Raw genomic sequence first — 17,060 nt, 5'->3', positions numbered from 1 at the left:
TAATGACAATGCGTAATTCTCTTTTGACCGTACTGGGAAGTGTTATGTTGCTCGGCGCGGCGCTGCCCGCCCAGGCTGAAAGCGTGCTGCGAGTAGGTCTGGGTGCAGACCCGGATATGCTCGATCCGCATCTGGCGCGCACCTATTATGGCCGCTTCGTTTTTGCCTCCCTGTGCGACAGGCTGGTGGATGTGGACGAAAACCTGAAAGTGGTGCCAGGTCTGGCGAAAGAGTGGACCTGGAGCGAGGATGGCAAAACCCTGACCTTCAATTTGCGTGAGGGCGTCACCTTCCATGATGGCGAAAAATTCGATGCGGCAGCGGCAAAATACAACCTCGACCGGGCGCTGACCTTAAAAGGCTCTCTGCGTAAAAGTGAAATATCGTCCGTGGAGTCCGTTGAGGTCACCGGCCCGATGCAGATCGCCCTGCACCTGAAAACCCCCGATGCTGCCCTGTTAATGCAGCTCACCGACCGCGCCGGGGCGATGATGGCCCCCGAAGCGGCGAAAAAGCCGGACTTTGCCGCCCATCCCGTCTGCTCCGGTCCTTATAAATTCGACAGCCGCGTCTCCCAGGATCGCATTGTTCTGACTCGTTTCGACAACTACTGGAATAAAGACGCTTACCACTTCGACAAGATCATCTATCTGCCGATCCCGGATGCCTCCGTGCGTCTGGCGAACCTGCGCGCGGGCGATCTCGATCTGACCGAAGGCATTGCTGCCAGCGACGTTAAAACCGTCGAAGCCGACAGCAAGCTGGCGCTGGCGAAGGTGACCGGCCTCGGGTATCAGGGCATCACCTTCAATATCAATAATGGCAAGGTGCCAGCAAACGATCCGTTCAAGGACGCCCGCGTGCGTGAAGCGTTCTCTCAGGCCATTGACCGCGATGCGCTCAATCAGGTGGTCTTTGAAGGACTCTATACGCCTGCCAACCAGCCGTTTTCGACGGTAAGCCCGTATCACGTCAACCTGCCGGTGCCCCCGCGTGACGTCGACAAGGCGAAAGCGCTGCTTAAAGCCGCAGGCGTCGCGACGCCGCTGAACGTGAATCTGCTGGTGCCGAACAACCCAACCTCGCAGCAGGTCGGCCAGGTATTGCAGGCGATGGTGGCCGAGGCGGGCTTTACCCTGAATCTACAGATGACCGAGTTCGCCACGCTGCTCGATCGCCAGCAGAGCGGTGATTACCAGCTGAGCTTCTCCGGCTGGTCAGGACGCCCGGACCCGGATGGCAGCATCTACGGTTTTATCCACAGCAAAGGGACGCTTAACGACGGCCGTTACAGCAATGCGCAGGTCGATGAGTGGCTGACCCAGGCGCGCCTCAGCAACGATAAAGCCGTTCGCCAGCCGCTGTACGACAAGGTAGTGAAGCAGCTGCAAACCGATATGCCTATTGCCTACCTCTACTTCGAGCCGCGCATTTTCGGCCTGAACAAAAGCGTGCAGGGCTTTAAGCCGTACCCGGACGGCATCGTGCGTCTGGCCGGTGTGACGCTGGCGAAATAACCGTCCCGAGGAGAGACCATGCTGGAACTGATTTGCAAACGTCTGCTGCTGGCCATTCCGACGCTATTGCTGGTGAGTATGATGGTTTTCGGGCTGCAGAAGCTGCTGCCCGGCGATCCGCTCATCGCCATGGCGGGCGAGGAGCGCGATCCGGCGGTGATCGCCCAGCTGCGCGCTGAGCTCAATCTGGATGCGCCCATCCCGGTGCAGTATTTCCACTGGCTGACGCGCGCGCTGCAGGGCGATCTTGGGGTCTCCTTGCGCACGCACGAACCGGTGACCGAGCTTATCGCCAGCAAACTGCCGGTCACGCTGGAGCTGTCGCTGCTGGCGATGATCATCGCCCTGGTGTTCGGTATCAGCATGGGGATCCTCGCGGCGGTGAACAAAAACAGCTGGGTCGATCACGGGGCGAACTTTGTGGCGATCTCCGGGATCTCGATACCGCACTTCTGGCTCGGGATCCTGCTGATACTGGTCTTTTCGGTCAATCTGCAGTGGCTGCCAGCGTCCGGGTTTGTGCCGTTTAGTGAAGATCCGGTGCAGAACCTGCGGACGTTGCTGCTGCCTGCCGCCGTGCTCGGCACCGGGCTGGCGGCCACGCTGATGCGCCATACCCGCGCCTCCATGATCGCCGTGCTCAAAGCTGACTACATCCGCACCGCGCGGGCCAAAGGGCTGCTGCCAAAAGCCGTCATTATCAAGCATGCGTTTCGCAACGCGCTGGTGCCGGTGATCACGCTCACCACGCTGCTGTTCGGCGAGCTGCTGGGGGGCGCGGTGCTGACCGAGCAGGTCTTCACCATTCCGGGATTTGGCAAAATGATCGTCGACTCGGTGTTTAACCGCGACTACGCGGTGGTGCAGGGCGTGGTGCTGATCGTGGCGATTGGCTTCCTGCTGCTGAACCTGCTGGCCGATGTGCTGTACGTTCTCATCAATCCGAAAATGCGAGGTTAACCATGGCGGAACTGACAACTCAAACCGTTGCGCCGGTTCTGCCCCGCGCGCAGAACCGGGTGCTGAAGAAATTTCTCGCCAATAAAAGCGCGGTGATCGGCGCGGTGATTGTGGGCTTCTTTGTGCTGGTGGCGCTGCTTGCACCGTGGATCGCGCCGTTCGATCCGGTGAAGGCGAATTTCCTCGCGGTGCGCAAAGCGCCCTCGGCGATGTACTGGTTCGGCACCGACGAGCTGGGGCGCGATATTTTATCCCGCATTATCTGGGGAGCCAGAACCTCGCTGATGGCGGGGTGTATGTCGGTGGTCATCGCCGTGGTCATCGGCGTGCCGCTGGGGCTGGTGGCTGGTTACTTTCAGAAGATGTGGGATGGGGTGATCTCACGCGTTATCGAAGCGCTGCTGGCCTGTCCGTTCCTGATCATGGCGATCGCCCTCGGGGCGTTTTTAGGGCCAAGCCTGACCAATGCCATGATCGCCATTGGCCTTTCCGCGATGCCGATCTTCGCCCGTCTCACGCGCGGCCAGGTGATCGCCATTCGCAACGAAGAGTACATCGACGGCGCGCGGGCAATTGGCCTGCCGGATCGCTGGATCATCATCAAATATGTCCTGCCGAACGTCATGTCACCCATTCTGGTGCAGGCCACGCTGGCCATTGCCTCGGCGATTATCGCCGAAGCCAGTCTCTCGTTTCTGGGTCTGGGGCAGCAGCCGCCAAACCCCTCCTGGGGCTCAATGCTTAACACCGCCAAAGGCTTCCTTGAGCAGGCGCCCTGGATGTCCGTCTTCCCCGGCGTGGCGATTTTCCTTGCCGTGCAGGGCTTTAATTTACTCGGCGACGGGCTGCGCGATGCGCTCGATCCGCGCCACGACTAAGGAGTCATGATGACCAAAGCGCTTGATTTTACGTCCGGTTACGCTTCACGACGCCCGCCGATGATGGGCCATAACGCGGTTGCCACCTCGCAGCCGCTGGCGGCGCAGGCGGGGATGAAGATGCTGCAGCTGGGCGGCAACGCCGTTGATGCGGCTGTCGCCACCGCGATGGCGCTGACGGTGGTTGAACCCACCGGTAACGGGATTGGCAGCGATGCCTTCGCCATCGTCTGGGATGGTGAAAAGCTCCACGGCCTGAACGCCTCTGGCCGTTCGCCTGCGAGCTGGCATGCAGATCTGTTCGCTGGCAAAACGGCGATGCCGGAAATCGGCTGGGATGCGGTAACCGTGCCCGGTGCGGTATCGGGCTGGGTGGCGCTGGCGGAACGTTTTGGCACGCTGCCGCTGACCACGCTGGCACAGCCTGCCATTGAGTATGCGCGTAACGGTTTCCCCGTCTCACCGTTGATTGGCCATCTCTGGCAGCGCGGTTATAACAAACTCAAAGACCAGCCGGGCTTTAGCGCCTGCTTCGCACCGGAAGGCCGCGCCCCGCGCGTAGGGGAGATCTTCCGTAACCCGGCGCAGGCGAACTCGCTGGAGCTGATTGCAAAAACCAACGGCGAGGCGTTTTATCGGGGCGAGCTGGCGCAGAAAATTGCCGCCTTCGCCAAAGCGCACGGCGCACATCTGACGGCTGAGGATCTGGCGAACCATCGTGTGGACTGGGTGGATCTATTGTCGCGCGACTTTGCCGGCGGTTCGGTGCAGGAGCTACCGCCGAACGGGCAGGGGATCGCCACGTTGATTGCGCTCGGCATTCTGGAGCAGTGCGGCATTGAGCACCATCACCCGGACTCCGTGCAATCCCTGCATTTATCTATTGAGGCGATGAAGCTGGCGCTGGCGGATCTCGACCGCTACGTGGCGGATGAAGCGCACATGGAGTTTGCGGCTAAAGAGCTGCTGAGCGACCATTATCTGAAATCGCGCGCGGCGCTTATCGACCCTGATAAAGCCTCGGATTTTGAGTACGGTTCGCCGACGCAGAGCGGCACGGTCTACATCAGCACCGCGGATGCCAGCGGGATGATGGTTTCGTTTATCCAGTCCAACTATATGGGCTTTGGTTCAGGAATTGTGGTGCCGGATACCGGCATCAGCCTGCAAAACCGCGGCTGCGGATTTGTGCTGGATCCGAAGCACCCGAACGCGCTGGCGGGCAGCAAGCGTCCGTTCCACACCATCATTCCGGGTTTTGCGATGGACGGCAACGGCCAGCCGCTGATGTCTTTTGGTGTGATGGGTGGGCCAATGCAGGCGCAAGGGCATATGCAGATGGCGCTGCGCATCATGCTGCACGGGCAAAACCCGCAGGCGGCAATCGACGCCCCGCGCTGGCGCGTGGTGCAGGGCCGGGAGGTGATCGTCGAATCGACGTTCGATCGCAACACCATTGCTGCCCTGCGTGAACGTGGCCACCACATCGTCGTGGAAGATCCGCTCCAGGAGTATAACTTTGGCGGTGCGCAGGTGATTTACCGGATGCCGGAAGGGCACTACGTGGCCGCGACGGAGAGCCGCAAAGACGGGCAGGCGCTGGTGAGTTGATCTTTTATCCTCCCTCTCCCTTTGGGAGAGGGTTGGGGTGAGGGGAAAGTGTCACCCAATACTAAACGGATCCGCATCCTGCCATGCGGGGAACTTCTCGCGATACTCCTTCAGCGCCGTCAACGACAGCTCGGCATCAATGCGCGTCGCCTGATGCGGTTCGGCGGTGGCGATGATCTCGCCCTGCGGATTCACCACCCGGCTATCGCCCCGGTAGTGATGTCCGTTGCCGTCTGTTCCCACTCGGTTACAACCCACCACGTACGCCTGGTTTTCTATTGCGCGTGCCACCAGCAGCGACTGCCAGTGCAGGGAGCGCGGCGCAGGCCAGTTGGCGACATACAGCGCCAGGTCGTAATCGTTGCGGTTGCGCGACCACACCGGGAAGCGCAGGTCGTAGCAGACCAGCGGCAGAATACGCCAGCCGCGCCATTCAAACACCACGCGTTCGTTGCCGGCTTCGTAGTGATGATGCTCATCGGCCATGCGGAACAGGTGGCGCTTATCGTAAAAATGGACCTTCCCCTCCGGCTCAACCAGCAGGAAGCGGTTCACCGGGCCGCGTTCCGTTTGCAGGGCGGCACTCCCGGCGATCAGCGCGTTGGTCTGCTGCGCTTTGGCGTGCATCCAGGCGACCACCTCATCCTGCGGCATCGACTGTTGTGCGGCTTCCATCGCGAAGCCCGTGGTGAACATCTCCGGCAGGACAATCACATCGCGCCCGGTAATGCCTTCCAGTTGACGATCAAAGTGGCGCAGGTTGGCAGGGCCATCCATCCACACTAAAGGTTGCTGCAAAATAGAAATCTTCAGACCAGGCACAATTCAGACTCCTCAAACGACCCTTTTTGACACTGTAGCACGACATAAAGAGAAAAGATGGCAATAAAAAACCCCGCTCGTGGCGGGGTTTTTCAGGACGAAACGCGTTAAGCGGCTTCAGGTTTGCGGTGTTTCTCCGGCAGCTTTACCGGCTGTGTCGCCAGCTCGTCCGGTTCGAAATCATCGACGTTAATGCTGCGCAGACGGCTCTCTTCGGCTTTCACCAGAATAGCGGCTTCACTGTTGTCGATAATTCCCCCCGCCAGAGCCTGTTTCGCCAGTTCATCCAGGCGGGTAAACGGCAGGTTTTTGCCCAGCTGTTTACAGATCTTCTGGTGAATCGGGTCGGCGGCCATCACGTCCAGCAGCGCCTCTTCCAGCAGACCCACCGGGTTATGTGGCGTTGGCGTCAGATACTGACCTCGACCGATACGTGAGCGGGTTGCGCTCGGTACCTGCAGGATCTTCGCCACTTTATGATCCAGCTTGTCAGACGGCGCCAGATGATGACGACCGGTCGGGAAGATCGCCACGCGCAGGGCACCTGCCACCAGACGGTTCGGGAAGTTCACCAGCAGATCGTCAATCGCCTGCTCGGCCTGATACAGCGCATCCTGCACCCCCCAGTGCACCAGCGGCAGATCCGCTTCCTGACGGCCTTCGTCGTCGTAGCGTTTCAGTACCGCAGAAGCCAGGTAGAGCTGGCTCAGCACATCACCCAGACGGGCAGAGATGCGCTCGCGACGCTTCAGGCTACCGCCCAGCACTGCCATGGAGACGTCGGACAGCAGCGCCAGGTTGGCGCTCAGCCGGTTCAGATGCTGGTAATAACGTTTTGTTGCATCATGGGTTGGCGTGGCGCTGGTCAGCCCGCGGGTCAGACCCAGCCAGAAGCTGCGCACTTTATTGCTGCCTACATGACCGATATGTTTGAACAGCAGCTTGTCGAAGGCATCCACGTCGTTGTTCTGCGCGGCGGCCATCTCCTCCAGCACGTACGGATGGCAGCGAATCGCCCCCTGGCCGAAGATCATCATGCTGCGGGTCAGGATGTTTGCCCCTTCTACGGTGATGGCGATCGGTGCGCCCTGATAGCCACGCGCCAGGAAGTTGCCTTCGCCGAGCATAATGCCTTTACCACCTGCGATATCCATTGCATCAATGATCGACTGCTGTGCGCGGTGGGTGCAGTGGTACTTCACAATCGCGGACAGTACGGCCGGTTTTTCACCCAGCATAATGCCGTAGGTAATTAACGACGCGGCGGCATCCATCACGTAGGCGTTGCCTGCGATACGCGCCAGCGGCTCTTCGATCCCTTCCATCTTGCCGATGGAGATTTTGAACTGACGACGGATGTGCGCGTAGGCACCAATCCCCATCGCCACCGATTTCAGCCCGCCGGTTGAGTTCGACGGCAGAGTAATGCCGCGACCAACGGACAGACATTCCACCAGCATACGCCAGCCCTGACCGGCCATTTTCGGCCCACCGATGATGTAATCAATCGGGACAAAGATATCCTGACCGCGGGTCGGACCGTTCTGGAACGGCACGTTCAGCGGGAAGTGGCGACGACCAATTTCAACGCCCGGGGTAGAGGTGGGGATCAGCGCACAGGTAATGCCCAGATCTTCTTCACCACCCAGCAGTTTTTCCGGGTCGGAGAGTTTAAACGCCAGGCCCAGCACGGTAGCGACAGGCGCGAGCGTAATGTAGCGTTTGTTCCAGGTCAGGCGCATACCCAGCACCTGTTCGCCCTGCCATTCGCCCATGCAGACCACGCCGGTATCCGGGATGGCGCCTGCATCGGAACCCGCTTCCGGGCTGGTCAGTGCGAAGCATGGAATTTCCTGACCGCGTGCCAGACGCGGCAGATAGTGATCTTTCTGCTCTTTTGTACCGTAATGCTGCAGCAGTTCGCCCGGGCCTAAGGAGTTAGGTACGCCCACGGTGATCGCCAGGATCCCGGAGACGCCAGCCAGTTTTTGCAGCACGCGAGCCTGAGCGTACGCGGAGAATTCCAGACCGCCGTACTCTTTTTTGATGATCATCGCGAAGAAGCGATGCTCTTTCAGGTATGCCCACAGCTCCGGCGGCAGGTCGGCCATTTCATGGGTGATGGCAAAGTCATTGGCCATACGGCAGGCTTCTTCTACCGGGCCGTCAATAAAGGCTTGTTCTTCCGCCGTCAGCCGCGGCTGCGGGTAGTTATGCAGTTTTTTCCAGTCCGGGTTGCCCTGGAACAGATCGCCTTCCCACCAGGTGGTACCGGCGTCAATCGCTTCTTTCTCGGTGCGCGACATCGGTGGCATCACTTTGCGGAAACCTTTGAATACCGGCGCGGAGATCATCGACTTACGCATCGGGGCAAAGTTAAACGGCAGAAGGATGATGGCCAGCGGCACTAAAAGCCAGATATTCCAGAGACCTGCGACGCCAAGCGCAGCCGTCCAGGCCAGAAGAATCAGGCTGCTCAGGAATAAACTTACACGGTGATAGAACAGCACACCGAGCAGGACAACGGTTGCGAGAATGCTCAAAATCATCATAAAGAAAAGCTCCCTTGCTTGTAGGAGGTCTGACCACTTGTGATGATATGGTTGTAGTTGATGTTATTTCCTTTAGCAATGTGTTTACAAAATAATTACAACCTGGTTCACATTGTTCGTTTGTTTGCCGGCACGAAAACACAAAACGTCAGACGATTCGCATCCCTTTAGCTTCTCGCTTTTATTGCTATCCGGTACACTCCACTGTGTTATCTCATCAATACTGAAGGATTATCCTCATGTACCAGGATCTTATTCGTAACGAACTGAACGAAGCGGCGGAAACGCTGGCTAACTTTCTGAAAGATGATGCCAATATTCACGCTATTCAGCGCGCGGCGGTCCTGCTGGCCGACAGTTTCAAAGCCGGTGGCAAAGTGCTCTCCTGCGGTAACGGGGGGTCCCACTGCGACGCTATGCACTTCGCAGAAGAGCTGACCGGGCGTTATCGTGAAAACCGTCCGGGCTACCCGGCGATTGCGATTTCCGACGTGAGCCATATCTCCTGCGTGGGCAACGATTTCGGTTACGACTACATCTTCTCCCGCTACGTTGAAGCGGTTGGTCGTGAAGGTGACGTGCTGCTGGGTATCTCCACTTCGGGCAACTCTGGTAACGTGATCAAAGCGATTGCGGCGGCGCGTGAAAAAGGGATGAAAGTCATCACCCTGACGGGCAAAGATGGCGGTAAGATGGACGGTACCGCGGACGTTGAAATCCGTGTTCCGCACTTCGGTTATGCTGACCGCATTCAGGAAATTCACATCAAAGTGATCCACATCCTGATCCAGCTGATCGAAAAAGAGATGGTTAAGTAAGACTTCGCTGGGGGGCTCCGGTGCCCCCCGCAGTTGTGGAGTGGAGGTAATCTATGTGCGAACTGCTCGGGATGAGCGCCAATGTGCCAACCGATATCTGCTTTAGTTTCACCGGGCTGGTACAGCGCGGTGGGGGAACCGGGCCGCATAAAGACGGCTGGGGTATCACCTTCTACGAAGGCAAAGGGTGTCGCACGTTCAAGGATCCACAACCCAGCTTTAACTCACCGATTGCCAAACTGGTGCAGGATTATCCCATTAAATCCTGTTCGGTAATCGCCCATATTCGTCAGGCAAACCGTGGCGAAGTGGCGCTCGAAAACACCCATCCGTTTACCCGTGAGCTGTGGGGCCGTAACTGGACCTACGCGCATAACGGGCAACTTACGGGCTATAAGTCGCTGGAGACCGGTAATTTTCGCCCGGTTGGCGAAACCGACAGCGAAAAAGCCTTTTGCTGGCTGCTGCATAAGCTAACAGAGCGTTATCCGCGCACCCCTGGCAACATGGCGGCGGTATTTAAATATATTGCGTCGCTGGCGTCTGAACTGCGCGAGAAGGGCGTGTTTAACATGCTGTTGTCTGACGGGCGCTATGTGATGGCGTTCTGCTCGACGAACCTGTTCTGGATCACCCGCCGTGCACCGTTTGGCGTGGCAAAACTGCTCGATCAGGATGTGGAAATTGATTTTCAGAAAGAGACCACACCAAATGATGTGGTCACTGTTATCGCCACGCAGCCGCTGACCGGCAACGAGACCTGGCAGAAGATTATGCCAGGCGAGTGGGTGTTATTTTGTCTCGGGAACCGTGTAATTTGATGCCAGCTGTGGGTGGACAACTTCGTGGCTCAGCGGTTTGCTGACCACATAACGGCCATCCACAACCGAGACGACAGGCGGCTTGTGCGTCTGCTCGAAATAGTCATAGCCCGGTTTTAGCTGTTTCCAGAAATCCGCGTAGTAAGAGTACTTGTGACGCGCCATGTTGGCATCGGTCATGCGGAACGGATAGATGCTGACCTGAACGTTTGGCTGACCAAAGACCAGTGCGCCCGTGACAAACTGGAAAATCTCATCAATGCCGGAATCGGTCATCGCGTAACAGCCGATGGACACACAGGCACCGTGGATCATCAGATATTTACCTTCGTAACCGTGCGCACGGTCAAAGGCATTCGGGAAGCCGATATTAATCGCTTTATAGAAACGGCTATCCGGTTTTAGCTGGTTACGCTGAACGTTGTAAAACCCTTCCGGGCTTTTGAAATCGCCCTGACGCTGTTTTGGCCCCAGACCACCGGAGTAGTTACAAATCTTGTAGCTGTCGAGCAGCTGATATGTCTCACCCATTTTCACAAACAGGTCGAGTGTGCGTTCTTCCTTGAAGATTTGAATATAAACGGGGGATCCCATTAGCTGCTGTTTATATTCTTTGCTCACAGGCGTGGTTGAACTGTTGCTGCTGAGCAGCCCGGCAAACGACACGCACGGAATCAGGAGCATCGCAATGAACAATGCGATTTTACGCATACTACAAGTTCCTTGATAAAACTAAGACCAACTTGCCAGAACGGCAAAAGAGACCCGAAATCAGATTAATCTGTTAGGAGCGCTCACATTAGCACCGCTATAGATTTTCGCAAGAGCGGAGCTGTTAGTTTACAAATTAGTTTTACTTTATAACCCATCAAAATCGCGCTGGCTCCAGGAACTTTGCGTATCAGTTCGCAATTTGACACCTGCAGCTGAGTTTTATCTGCCCGGAAAACGCCGGAAATGGTACACTTCACGCCCTCAGAATAGTTGTTCACGGAAACTTGCTAACCACATGTTTAAAATAAGAAAAGGACTTGACCTGCCCATCGCAGGCGTGCCCGAACAGCACGTTTCGGCAGGCGCAAGCGTTCGCCATGTTGCCATTCTGGGCGACGATTACGTGGGGATGCGCCCCTCAATGCTGGTCCAGCAGGACGATCGCGTCATTAAAGGGCAGGCGCTCTTCGAAGATAAAAAAAATCCCGGCGTGATGTTTACCGCCCCTGCCAGCGGCACCGTTGTGGCGATCAACCGTGGCGAACGTCGCGTGTTGCAGTCGGTGGTTATCCGCATTGAAGGGGATGAACAGCGTGAGTTTGCCCATTATGAGGCCGCAGACCTCGCGGCGTTGAGCCGTGAAACCGTTCAGGCGCAACTGCTGGACGCCGGTTTGTGGACCGCATTTCGCACACGCCCTTTCAGCAAAACGCCTGTGCCTGGCACGGTTCCGGCCGCTATCTTCGTTACGGCAATTGACACCAACCCACTCAGTGCAGACCCGCAGCCGGTTATTCTGGCACAACGCCAGGCTTTTGATGCCGGGCTGACCGTTCTCACGCGGCTGACGTCCGGGAAAGTCCACGTGTGCCAGGCCAGTGCCGGTAAACTTGGCGGCCATCCGCAGGGACAGGTGACGTTCAATGAATTTGCAGGCCCGCATCCGGCGGGGTTGGCGGGAACGCATATTCACTTCCTTGAGCCGGTCAGCCTGACAAAACAGGTCTGGCACCTTAACTATCAGGACGTGATTGCCATCGGCAAACTCTTTACCACCGGTAAGCTCTGCACAGAGCGAGTGATCGCGATTGGCGGGCCGCAGGCGGCTAACCCGCGCCTGGTGACAACGCTGTTGGGTGCGGATATCAATGAACTGCTGGACGACGAAACCAAAGCGGGTGAAAACCGTCTGATTTCCGGTTCGGTACTCAGCGGCCGTCATGCCGTTGGGCCGCAGGCCTATCTGGGGCGCTTCCATCTGCAGGTGAGCATTGTGCTGGAAGGGCGTGAGAAAGAGCTCTTCGGCTGGGTGCTGCCAGGTGCAGAAAAGTATTCCGTCACCCGTACCACGCTCGGCCACTTCCTGCGTCATAAACTGTTCAACTTCTCCACCAGCACAAACGGCGGTGAACGCGCCATGGTGCCGATTGGCAACTACGAGCGTGTTATGCCGCTTGATATTCTGCCCACCGTGCTGCTGCGCGATCTGCTTGCCAGGGACACCGACAGCGCCCAGGCGCTGGGTTGCCTGGAGCTGGACGAAGAAGATCTGGCGCTCTGTACCTATGTCTGTCCGGGAAAATACGAATATGGACCGGTATTGCGCGAGGTGTTAACCCGCATTGAGCAGGAAGGATAACCATGGGCTTAAAACACCTCTTTGAAAAAATAGAGCCGCATTTTACCGAGGGTAAACTGAAGAAGTACTACCCGCTGTATGAAGCGACGACGACCATTTTCTACACGCCAGGTCTGGTGACGAAAGGCGCGGCGCACGTTCGTGACGCCATCGACCTGAAGCGAATGATGATTCTGGTCTGGTTTGCCGTCTTCCCGGCAATGTTCTGGGGCATGTACAACGTGGGGCTGCAGACCATTCCGGCGCTGCATCATTTGTACGATGCTCAGCAACTGGCGCAGGTGATCCAGTCTGACTGGCATTACCGTCTGGCACAGTCGCTTGGCGTGAGTTTTGCCCCAGACGCGGGCTGGATCAGCATGATGACGCTGGGGGCGGTGTTCTTCCTGCCGATCTACATCACGGTATTTATCGTGGGTGGGTTCTGGGAAGTGCTGTTTGCCATTATTCGTAAACATGAGATCAACGAAGGCTTCTTTGTTACTTCCATTCTGTTTGCCCTGATTGTCCCGCCAACGTTACCGCTTTGGCAGGCCGCGCTGGGGATCAGCTTTGGTGTGGTCATCGCGAAAGAGATCTTCGGGGGAACCGGGCGTAACTTCCTCAACCCTGCGCTGGCAGGGCGTGCGTTCCTGTTCTTTGCCTATCCGGCGCAAATCTCCGGCGATCTGGTCTGGACCGCGGCGGACGGCTTCTCTGGGGCGACACCGCTTTCGCAATGGGCGGCGCACGGCGGTGAAACGCTGGTGAACAATGCGACAGGCCAACCCGTCACCTGGTTTGATGCGTTTATGGGCAACATCCCGGGCTCCATTGGGGAGGTCTCCACGCTGATGATTTTGATTGGCGGGGCGATCATCCTGTTTGGTCGCGTGGCCTCCTGGCGGATTGTCGCCGGTGTCATGATCGGCATGGTGCTGACTGCCACACTGTTCAACCTTATCGGTTCCGCCACCAACCCGATGTTCTCCATGCCCTGGTACTGGCATCTGGTGCTGGGCGGTTTCGCCTTCGGCATGATGTTCATGGCCACCGATCCGGTCTCTGCTTCCTTTACTGACAGAGGGAAATGGAGCTATGGCGTGCTCATCGGGGTGATGTGTGTCCTGATTCGTGTGGTCAACCCGGCCTATCCGGAAGGGATGATGTTGGCCATTCTGTTTGCCAACCTGTTTGCACCACTGTTCGATTATCTGGTCGTGCGCGCCAACATTAAGCGGAGGAAGGCACGTGGCTGAAATCAAAAATAACGACAGCATCGGCAAAACGCTGCTGGTGGTGCTGGTGCTGTGTCTGGTCTGTTCCATTGTGGTGGCTGGTTCTGCCGTGGGGTTAAAGCCGCGACAGCAGGAGCAGCGCGCGCTGGATAAACAGCGCAACATCCTGGCCGTCGCCGGGCTGATGCAGGAAGGGATGAGTGCAGACGATGTGTCGGCCGTCTTTGCTGAGCGCATCACCGCGCGTCTGGTGGATTTAAAAACGGGTCAACTGCTGGATAAAGATCCGGCGAAATATAACCAGGCGCTGGCATTAAAAGACCCGCAGATGAGCATGACGCTGGACGCATCTCAGGATCCGGCGGGTATTAAGCGTCGCAGCAATCTGGCTGAAATCTACCTCGTACGTGATGAGCAAAAACAGGTGCAGGAAGTGGTGCTGCCCATCTACGGCAACGGCCTGTGGTCAATGATGTACGCCTTCGTGGCGCTTGATACGGATGGCCGCACCGTGAAAGGCATCACCTACTATGACCAGGGTGAAACGCCGGGGCTCGGTGGTGAAGTGGAGAACCCTAACTGGCGCGCGCAGTTTGTCGGGAAGAAAGTGCTCGACGACAGCGGAGCGCCTGCGCTGAAGGTGATGAAAGGGTCTGCGCGTCCTGACGATGTCTATGCTGTTGACGGCCTATCCGGGGCCACGCTCACCTCCAAAGGGGTGCAGCACAGTTTTGATTTCTGGATGGGCGAACTCGGTTTTGGTCCTTTCCTGAAAAATGTACGTGAAGGAGCGCTGAACCATGGCTGATACGGGTGAACTGAAAGAAGTTAAAAAGGTGCTGATTGGCCCACTTTTAGCCAATAACCCGATAACGCTGCAGGTGCTGGGTGTGTGTTCAGCCCTGGCGGTGACCACCAAGCTGGAAACGGCGGTGGTGATGACGCTGGCAGTAACGCTGGTAACCGCGTTTTCCAGCATGTTTATCTCGATGATCCGCCACCATATCCCCAACAGCGTGAGGATCATCGTGCAGATGGCGATCATCGCCTCGCTGGTGATCGTGGTCGATCAGCTGCTGCGAGCCTTTGCCTATGAAATATCGAAACAGCTTTCGGTATTTGTGGGCCTGATTATCACCAACTGTATCGTGATGGGACGTGCAGAAGGCTATGCCATGAAAATGCCCCCGCTGGCGAGCTTTATGGACGGCATCGGCAACGGCCTCGGCTACGGCGTGATCCTGCTGTCCGTAGGGTTCCTGCGTGAGTTGATTGGCAGCGGTAAGCTGTTTGGCATCACGGTGCTGGACACGGTACAGAACGGCGGCTGGTATCTGCCAAACGGCCTGTTCCTGCTGGCTCCAAGCGCATTTTTCATTATCGGTTTGCTGATCTGGCTAATTCGTACCCTGAAGCCAGAACAGCAGGAAAAGGAGTAACCGACAATGGCTCATTACCTGAGTTTATTTGTGCGCGCGGTGTTTGTTGAAAACATGGCGCTCGCGTTCTTCCTCGGCATGTGTACGTTCCTTGCCGTGTCCAAAAAGGTATCGACAGCATTTGGCCTGGGCATAGCGGTTACCGTGGTGCTTGGCCTGTCGGTGCCGATCAACAACCTGGTGTACAACTTTGTCCTGCGCGACAGCGCGCTGGTGGAGGGGGTGGATCTCAGCTTCCTGAACTTCATTACCTTTATCGGTGTGATTGCGGCGCTGGTGCAAATCCTTGAGATGATCCTTGATAAGTATTTCCCGTCACTCTACAACGCACTGGGGATCTTCCTGCCGTTGATTGCGGTGAACTGCGCCATCTTCGGTGGCGTCTCGTTTATGGTTCAGCGTGATTACAACTTCAGCGAATCAATTGTGTATGGTTTCGGCTCCGGGATCGGCTGGATGCTGGCTATCGTCACCATGGCGGGGATCCGCGAAAAAATGAAATATGCCAACGTGCCTGCAGGCCTGCGTGGCTTAGGGATCACCTTTATCACCACCGGTCTCATGGCGCTGGGCTTTATGTCCTTCTCCGGTGTGCAGCTATAAGGGCTAACTGATGGAAATTATGCTTGGCGTGGCGATGTTCACGCTGATTGTACTGGTGCTGTCGGGGTTGATTCTGGTGGCGCGCGCGAAGCTGGTGAATTCCGGCGATGTCATTATCGATATCAACGATGAACCGCAAAACCAGATCCGCACGCCAGCCGGCGATAAACTGCTGAATACGCTTGCCGGCAACGGCATCTTCGTCTCTTCGGCCTGCGGCGGCGGTGGCTCCTGCGGGCAGTGCCGCGTAAAGGTGAAAGAGGGCGGTGGCGATATTCTGCCCACTGAGCTGTCGCACATCACCAAGCGTGAGGCGAAAGAGGGCTGCCGTCTGGCCTGCCAGGTCGCGGTGCGCCAGAACATGAAAATTGAACTGCCTGAGGAGATTTTCGGCGTCAAAAAATGGGAATGCGAAGTTATCTCCAACGATAACAAAGCCACGTTTATCAAAGAGCTTAAACTGCGGGTGCCTGAAGGAGAGAGCGTTCCGTTCCGGGCGGGGGGCTATATCCAGATTGAATGTCCGGAGCACACCGTAGCCTACGCTGACTTCGATGTGCCTGACGAATACCGTGCCGACTGGGATAAATTCAACCTCTTCCGCTTTGTCTCTGAGGTTAAAGAGCCCGCGCTTCGTGCTTACTCCATGGCGAACTACCCGGAAGAGAAGGGTATCATCATGCTTAACGTGCGTATCGCCACGCCGCCGCCAGCGGTACCGCATGCGCCGCCGGGCATCATGTCATCGTATATCTGGTCATTAAAACCGGGCGACAAGGTGACCATCTCCGGCCCGTTTGGCGAGTTCTTTGCGAAAGAAACAGATGCCGAAATGGTATTTATCGGCGGTGGTGCAGGTATGGCGCCGATGCGTTCGCACATCTTCGACCAGCTCAAGCGGCTTGGCAGTCAGCGTAAAATCAGCTTCTGGTACGGGGCGCGTTCGCTGCGTGAGATGTTCTATGATGATGAGTTCGAACAGCTGGCGCGTGAAAACCCTAACTTCACCTTCCATGTGGCGCTCTCCGATCCGCAGCCGGAAGATAACTGGACCGGCCATACGGGCTTCATCCACAACGTGCTGTATGAAAACTACCTCAAACAGCATCCTGCGCCGGAAGACTGCGAGTTTTATATGTGTGGTCCGCCAGTGATGAACGCCGCAGTGATCAAGATGCTTAAAGATCTGGGCGTGGAAGATGAGAACATCCTGCTGGATGATTTTGGAGGCTGATGATGCTGACGTTTCTGGCAACCTTCGCGGTCTTTGTACTGGTCATATTCGGCATGTCGTTAGGCTGGATCATCAAGCGCAAAAGCATTCAGGGCAGCTGCGGTGGGATCTCGTCCATTGGCATGGAAAAAGTCTGCGACTGCCCGGAACCGTGCGATGCCCGTAAAAAAAGGATGGCGCGGGAGCAGCAGCGCCGAATTTTGTAAATCGCGACGTAACGATAACAGCAGGCCGC

General features: G+C 57.1%; 16 protein-coding genes. 13 read left to right on the top strand and 3 right to left on the bottom strand.

From position 1 onward, the window contains the following. Positions 1–2: 2 nt before the first annotated feature. The 4 genes from AC2FAK_RS06740 to AC2FAK_RS06725 are packed head-to-tail and all read left to right on the top strand — an operon-like array spanning position 3 to position 4,966. The gene (locus AC2FAK_RS06740; protein ID WP_028027972.1) at positions 3–1,517 is read left to right on the top strand and encodes an ABC transporter substrate-binding protein; all 1,515 of its coding nucleotides are present in this window, start codon (positions 3–5) and stop codon (positions 1,515–1,517) included. Positions 1,518–1,535: 18 nt separating this feature from the next. Beyond that, on the top strand, positions 1,536–2,477 hold the full coding sequence (locus AC2FAK_RS06735; RefSeq protein WP_013095722.1) for an ABC transporter permease: 942 nt from the start codon (positions 1,536–1,538) through the stop codon (positions 2,475–2,477). A gap of 2 nt (positions 2,478–2,479) precedes the next feature. Then, a complete protein-coding gene (locus tag AC2FAK_RS06730) occupies positions 2,480–3,355 on the top strand; it encodes an ABC transporter permease (protein WP_013095723.1) in 876 nt (291 codons plus the stop codon). Positions 3,356–3,364: 9 nt separating this feature from the next. Then, entirely contained in the window at positions 3,365–4,966 is a 1,602-nt protein-coding gene (locus AC2FAK_RS06725) for a gamma-glutamyltransferase family protein (RefSeq protein WP_020686309.1), read from the top strand. A 51-nt stretch (positions 4,967–5,017) separates the two neighbouring features. Here the strand turns inward: AC2FAK_RS06725 and AC2FAK_RS06720 are convergent, their stop codons facing one another. Together AC2FAK_RS06720 and fadE are read right to left on the bottom strand one after the other, a co-directional pair. Beyond that, entirely contained in the window at positions 5,018–5,788 is a 771-nt protein-coding gene (locus tag AC2FAK_RS06720) for an amidohydrolase (RefSeq protein WP_058651600.1), read from the bottom strand. Positions 5,789–5,895: 107 nt separating this feature from the next. After that, positions 5,896–8,340, bottom strand: a complete 2,445-nt coding sequence (gene fadE / locus AC2FAK_RS06715; RefSeq protein ID WP_095455694.1) for an acyl-CoA dehydrogenase FadE — start codon at positions 8,338–8,340, stop codon at positions 5,896–5,898. Between the two features lie 239 nt (positions 8,341–8,579). On the opposite strand from fadE, the gene lpcA reads away from it, so the two are divergent. Both lpcA and AC2FAK_RS06705 read left to right on the top strand, forming a co-directional pair. Further along, positions 8,580–9,158: a D-sedoheptulose 7-phosphate isomerase gene (lpcA, locus tag AC2FAK_RS06710; protein WP_013095727.1), complete on the top strand. Its 579-nt coding sequence runs from the start codon at positions 8,580–8,582 to the stop codon at positions 9,156–9,158. Positions 9,159–9,211: 53 nt separating this feature from the next. Next, positions 9,212–9,979, top strand: coding sequence for a class II glutamine amidotransferase (locus AC2FAK_RS06705; protein WP_047023451.1), 768 nt, complete (start codon positions 9,212–9,214; stop codon positions 9,977–9,979). Here AC2FAK_RS06705 and dpaA read toward each other — a convergent pair. Next, positions 9,950–10,690 carry a peptidoglycan meso-diaminopimelic acid protein amidase gene (gene dpaA / locus AC2FAK_RS06700; protein WP_013095729.1) on the bottom strand — a complete coding sequence of 247 codons (741 nt, stop codon included), beginning with the start codon at positions 10,688–10,690 and terminating at the stop codon, positions 9,950–9,952. The genes AC2FAK_RS06705 and dpaA overlap by 30 nt on opposite strands. A 298-nt stretch (positions 10,691–10,988) precedes the next feature. Between dpaA and AC2FAK_RS06695 the strand changes: the two genes are divergently transcribed. The 7 genes from AC2FAK_RS06695 to nqrM are packed head-to-tail and all read left to right on the top strand — an operon-like array spanning position 10,989 to position 17,031. Continuing rightward, positions 10,989–12,332: a Na(+)-translocating NADH-quinone reductase subunit A gene (locus AC2FAK_RS06695; protein ID WP_095455693.1), complete on the top strand. Its 1,344-nt coding sequence runs from the start codon at positions 10,989–10,991 to the stop codon at positions 12,330–12,332. A 2-nt stretch (positions 12,333–12,334) separates the two neighbouring features. Further along, on the top strand, positions 12,335–13,570 hold the full coding sequence (locus tag AC2FAK_RS06690) for an NADH:ubiquinone reductase (Na(+)-transporting) subunit B (RefSeq protein WP_013095731.1): 1,236 nt from the start codon (positions 12,335–12,337) through the stop codon (positions 13,568–13,570). Beyond that, on the top strand, positions 13,563–14,357 hold the full coding sequence (locus AC2FAK_RS06685; RefSeq protein ID WP_013095732.1) for a Na(+)-translocating NADH-quinone reductase subunit C: 795 nt from the start codon (positions 13,563–13,565) through the stop codon (positions 14,355–14,357). The genes AC2FAK_RS06690 and AC2FAK_RS06685 overlap by 8 nt, the downstream gene beginning before the upstream one ends. Continuing rightward, positions 14,350–14,988: an NADH:ubiquinone reductase (Na(+)-transporting) subunit D gene (locus AC2FAK_RS06680; protein ID WP_013095733.1), complete on the top strand. Its 639-nt coding sequence runs from the start codon at positions 14,350–14,352 to the stop codon at positions 14,986–14,988. Before AC2FAK_RS06685 ends, AC2FAK_RS06680 begins: the two co-directional genes overlap by 8 nt. Before the next feature lie 6 nt (positions 14,989–14,994). Further along, on the top strand, positions 14,995–15,591 hold the full coding sequence (gene nqrE, locus AC2FAK_RS06675; RefSeq protein ID WP_013095734.1) for an NADH:ubiquinone reductase (Na(+)-transporting) subunit E: 597 nt from the start codon (positions 14,995–14,997) through the stop codon (positions 15,589–15,591). Between the two features lie 10 nt (positions 15,592–15,601). After that, positions 15,602–16,825 (top strand): NADH:ubiquinone reductase (Na(+)-transporting) subunit F, encoded by a 1,224-nt coding sequence (gene nqrF / locus AC2FAK_RS06670; RefSeq protein WP_013095735.1) that lies wholly within the window; start codon positions 15,602–15,604, stop codon positions 16,823–16,825. Continuing rightward, positions 16,825–17,031 carry a (Na+)-NQR maturation NqrM gene (nqrM, locus tag AC2FAK_RS06665; RefSeq protein ID WP_020686315.1) on the top strand — a complete coding sequence of 69 codons (207 nt, stop codon included), beginning with the start codon at positions 16,825–16,827 and terminating at the stop codon, positions 17,029–17,031. The genes nqrF and nqrM overlap by 1 nt, the downstream gene beginning before the upstream one ends. Positions 17,032–17,060 lie beyond the last annotated feature (29 nt).

The sequence above is a fragment of the Enterobacter cloacae complex sp. 394F7 genome (assembly GCF_057320385.1).
The sequence above is the reverse complement of the archived record's forward strand: the minus strand, read 5'-3'. Positions and strand labels throughout refer to the sequence as shown.